The sequence below is a fragment of the Hydrogenimonas sp. genome (genome assembly GCF_029933015.1).
GTDB lineage: Bacteria > Campylobacterota > Campylobacteria > Campylobacterales > Hydrogenimonadaceae > Hydrogenimonas.
Genome location: NZ_JAOZOZ010000173.1, coordinates 1 through 2992, shown reverse-complemented (window position 1 = coordinate 2992; position 2992 = coordinate 1). Strand labels below are relative to the sequence as shown.

Sequence of the window (2992 nt, the reverse complement as noted above, 5' to 3'; positions counted from 1 at the left end):
TTCCCCTCAACTCCACCAGTCTTTTCCAACTCTCTTTCAAAGTCCATCTTTATGATTTCAAAACCGCTTCTTTTTTCCGATACATTGATGCGTTGGAGCAGGATACTTTTCTGGAGTGCGCTTTTTGTCATCTTCTATCTCGCTTTCTCTCCCGATGTCGATATCGGTCCCGATTTCGACAATGCCGACAAATTCAAACATGCGGCGGCTTTCGCCGTGCTGACTCTTCTTTGTCTCGTTGGATACCGTCGCAGAAACGTATGGGTGCAGATGCTCGCCATCGGGGTTTTCATCGAAGCCGTACAGTATTTTCTCCCTTATCGGGATGCCTCTTTTTATGATATCATAGCCGATGCTGTCGGCATCTTTTTCATCTCAGCACTCTATAGGAAAAAAACATGATCATTGAAAGCGATTCTCCCCTCGTCAAACACCTCGTCAACAGACTCCGCGACGCCCATTGCGATGCGATGACGTTTCGATGGATTTTGAAAGAGATTACAAAGCAGCTGCTTGCGGAGTGTGCCCGCTCTCTGCCGACGGTCGAGAAAAAGATCCCCACGTGGCAGGGAAATTTCGTCGGAAATTTCGTCGACGAGAGCCGGATCACCTGTGTTTCGATCCTGCGGGCGGCATTGCCGATGCAGGAGGGGGTGCTGGAGACGCTGGGTGAGGCGGAGGGCGGATTTCTGGCGATGAAGCGTGACGAGGAGACCCACGAAAGCAGGCTCTATTACGACCGCGTTCCCGAACTGACCGGCAAGACGGTCATCCTGGTCGATCCGATGGTGGCGACCGGCGGATCGCTGCATGACGCTCTGGCTCTTTTGAAGGAGCGGGGTCCCGAAAAGATCGTCACACTCAATGTCATCGGCGCGAAAGAGGGTGTCGAAAAAATCTCCGAGGCGTTTCCCGATGTCGATATCCACATCGCCCAGATCGATCCGATTCTCAACAAAGACGCCTACATCGTGCCGGGCCTCGGCGATGCCGGAGATAGGGCATACAATACGCCGGAATAGTTTTGAGTGTTGAGTACTGAGTGTTGAGTATTTCTCAACACCCAAAACTAAATCGGAAGATAGACTTTGTCGATCATCTCCTGATATTCCGCTTCGGCGTCGCTGTCGATCGTGATGCCTCCTCCGCTTTTGTAGACGAGGCCTTCCGAGGTCTGCTCGATAAAGCGGATCATGACGGCGCTTTGGAGGCTGTATCCGTTAAAGACCCCGAAAACGCCGGTAAAAAACCCTCTCTCGTGCGTTTCGATACTTTCGATGATTTCGCAGGTCTTTCTTTTCGGTGTGCCGGTGATGGAGCCGGCAGGAAGCATGAGATCGAGGATTTCGCCGAGCCGTCTGGGCCAGTCGGGGGAGAGTTTCGCTTCGATTTTCGAGCTCACCTGAAGCAGGGTTTTGTCGGATGTGACGATCTTGTCGATATAGCGGAACTTTTTCACCCGCACCTCTTTCCCCACGATTCCCAGATCGTTGCGCAGCAGATCGACGACCATGACATGTTCGGCCATCTCCTTTTCGTTCGCCAGAATCTTCGCCTCGGCGTCGGGTATGGAGGCGTCGATGGTCCCTTTCATCGGGTAGGTGGAGATGGTGCCGTCTGCGGTGATCTTCACGAAGGGTTCGGGAGTGAAGCAGACGAACTTTCCCGGCCAGAGCAGCTTGTAGGGGGCGTTGGCGAGGTCGAAGACCTCCTCGAGAGATAGGGGAAGATCGATGGGGGTGGAAAAGGTGAGGTTGAGCAGGTAGGTGTTGCCCGCCCGGATCTCTTCGATGACTCTGTCGAAAGCTTTTTTGTATCGTTCAAAAGGCACGGGGTGTTTTTCGAAGTGAGAAATGGGAAGTGGGAAGCGGGGAGCTACTTCATCCGGTTCCCGATTCCCGATTCCCGATTCCCGAATAGCGACGCGCAGCGGCGCGATCTCGTCCAGGGGCCGGACGACGACTTCGCTTTTGTCGTAGCTGACGATGAAAAGAAAAGGGGTGCCTGCCGTAGCGAGGCGGGAGATTTCGGCGAAGCCTTCGTGCATGAAAGGTTCAGCCGTTGGCGAGGATCAGTTTTTTCAGCGCGGCCATACGGACGGCGACACCGTTTCTGACCTGTTCGAGGACTTTGCAGCGGGGGTCGGCAAGCATGGCGTCGTCGATGTCGATGTTTCTGTGCACCGGACCGGGGTGAAGCAGGAGAATGTCACGATCGCCGATACGCTCTTTGGTGATGCAGTAGTCGGAAGCGTAGTCTTTGAGACTGGCGTAGATGGGGTGGGCGTGGCGCTCCGTCTGGGTGCGAAGACTCATGATGATATCCACGTCGTCCAGGATGTCGTCCAGTTTCGTCGTGGTCGGCAGGTCGGTTTTGGGGAGGAAGTGGGGCGGTGCCACCAGGGTGATCTTCAGCCCGAAACGGGGAAGCAGCCGGATGTTGGAGTTGGCGACCCGGGAGTTTTTGATGTCGCCGACGATGGCGATCTTTTTGCCTTCCATGTTACCGCCGAAATGCCGCCTTATCGTAAAGAGATCGAGCAAAGCCTGACTGGGGTGGGCATGGGCGCCGTCGCCGGCATTGAAGATGGCACAGCCCACATGGCGCGATATCTGATAGGGGGTGCCGCTCTGGGCATGCCGGACGATGATGGCGTCGGGATCCATGGCGGCCAGGTTTGCCGCCGTGTCGTAGAGGGTCTCCCCCTTTTTCGTCGAGCTTCGGGCCACGTCCAGATGCACCACGTCGGCCCCCAGCTTTTTGGCCGCGATTTCGAAGCTGCTGCGGGTACGGGTGGAGTTTTCGAAAAAGAGGGTGATGATGAGACGATTTTGCAGGAGTTTCGGCGGCGGTGTCTGGAGAAAGCTTTCGGCATCTTTGAAAAGGGCTTCGATCTCTTCGAGAGAAAAGTCGTCGGTAGTGATGAGATGCCGCATGAAATCTCCTCTTTTTGGGAGATATTATATCAAAATGTCGAATGGTATGGATAATC

The 2992-nt window shown here is 54.7% G+C and carries 4 protein-coding genes; 2 read left to right on the top strand and 2 right to left on the bottom strand.

Going from position 1 to position 2992, the window contains the following annotated elements:
• The first annotated feature begins 51 nt into the window (after positions 1 to 51).
• The gene (locus Q1K23_RS09090) at positions 52 to 402 is read left to right on the top strand and encodes a VanZ family protein (protein WP_366522653.1); all 351 of its coding nucleotides are present in this window, start codon (positions 52 to 54) and stop codon (positions 400 to 402) included.
• Complete coding sequence (gene upp, locus Q1K23_RS08845) at positions 399 to 1022, top strand: uracil phosphoribosyltransferase (protein WP_300363940.1); 624 nt, start codon at positions 399 to 401, stop codon at positions 1020 to 1022. Before Q1K23_RS09090 ends, upp begins: the two co-directional genes overlap by 4 nt.
• Positions 1023 to 1069: 47 nt before the next feature.
• Here the strand turns inward: upp and Q1K23_RS08840 are convergent, their stop codons facing one another.
• The gene (locus Q1K23_RS08840; protein ID WP_300363938.1) at positions 1070 to 2047 is read right to left on the bottom strand and encodes an aminodeoxychorismate synthase component I; all 978 of its coding nucleotides are present in this window, start codon (positions 2045 to 2047) and stop codon (positions 1070 to 1072) included.
• Between the two features lie 7 nt (positions 2048 to 2054).
• On the bottom strand, positions 2055 to 2936 hold the full coding sequence (locus tag Q1K23_RS08835; protein WP_300363937.1) for an aspartate carbamoyltransferase catalytic subunit: 882 nt from the start codon (positions 2934 to 2936) through the stop codon (positions 2055 to 2057).
• Between the last annotated feature and the right edge of the window lie 56 nt (positions 2937 to 2992).

What these genes read in the sequence shown, in the direction of transcription:
- Q1K23_RS08835 (WP_300363937.1), bottom strand. Translation starts at nt 2,936, where the DNA reads ATGCGGCATCTCATCACTACCGACGACTTTTCTCTCGAAGAGATCGAA.
- Q1K23_RS09090 (WP_366522653.1), top strand. Translation starts at nt 52, where the DNA reads ATGATTTCAAAACCGCTTCTTTTTTCCGATACATTGATGCGTTGGAGC.
- Q1K23_RS08840 (WP_300363938.1), bottom strand. Translation starts at nt 2,047, where the DNA reads ATGCACGAAGGCTTCGCCGAAATCTCCCGCCTCGCTACGGCAGGCACC.
- upp (WP_300363940.1), top strand. Translation starts at nt 399, where the DNA reads ATGATCATTGAAAGCGATTCTCCCCTCGTCAAACACCTCGTCAACAGA.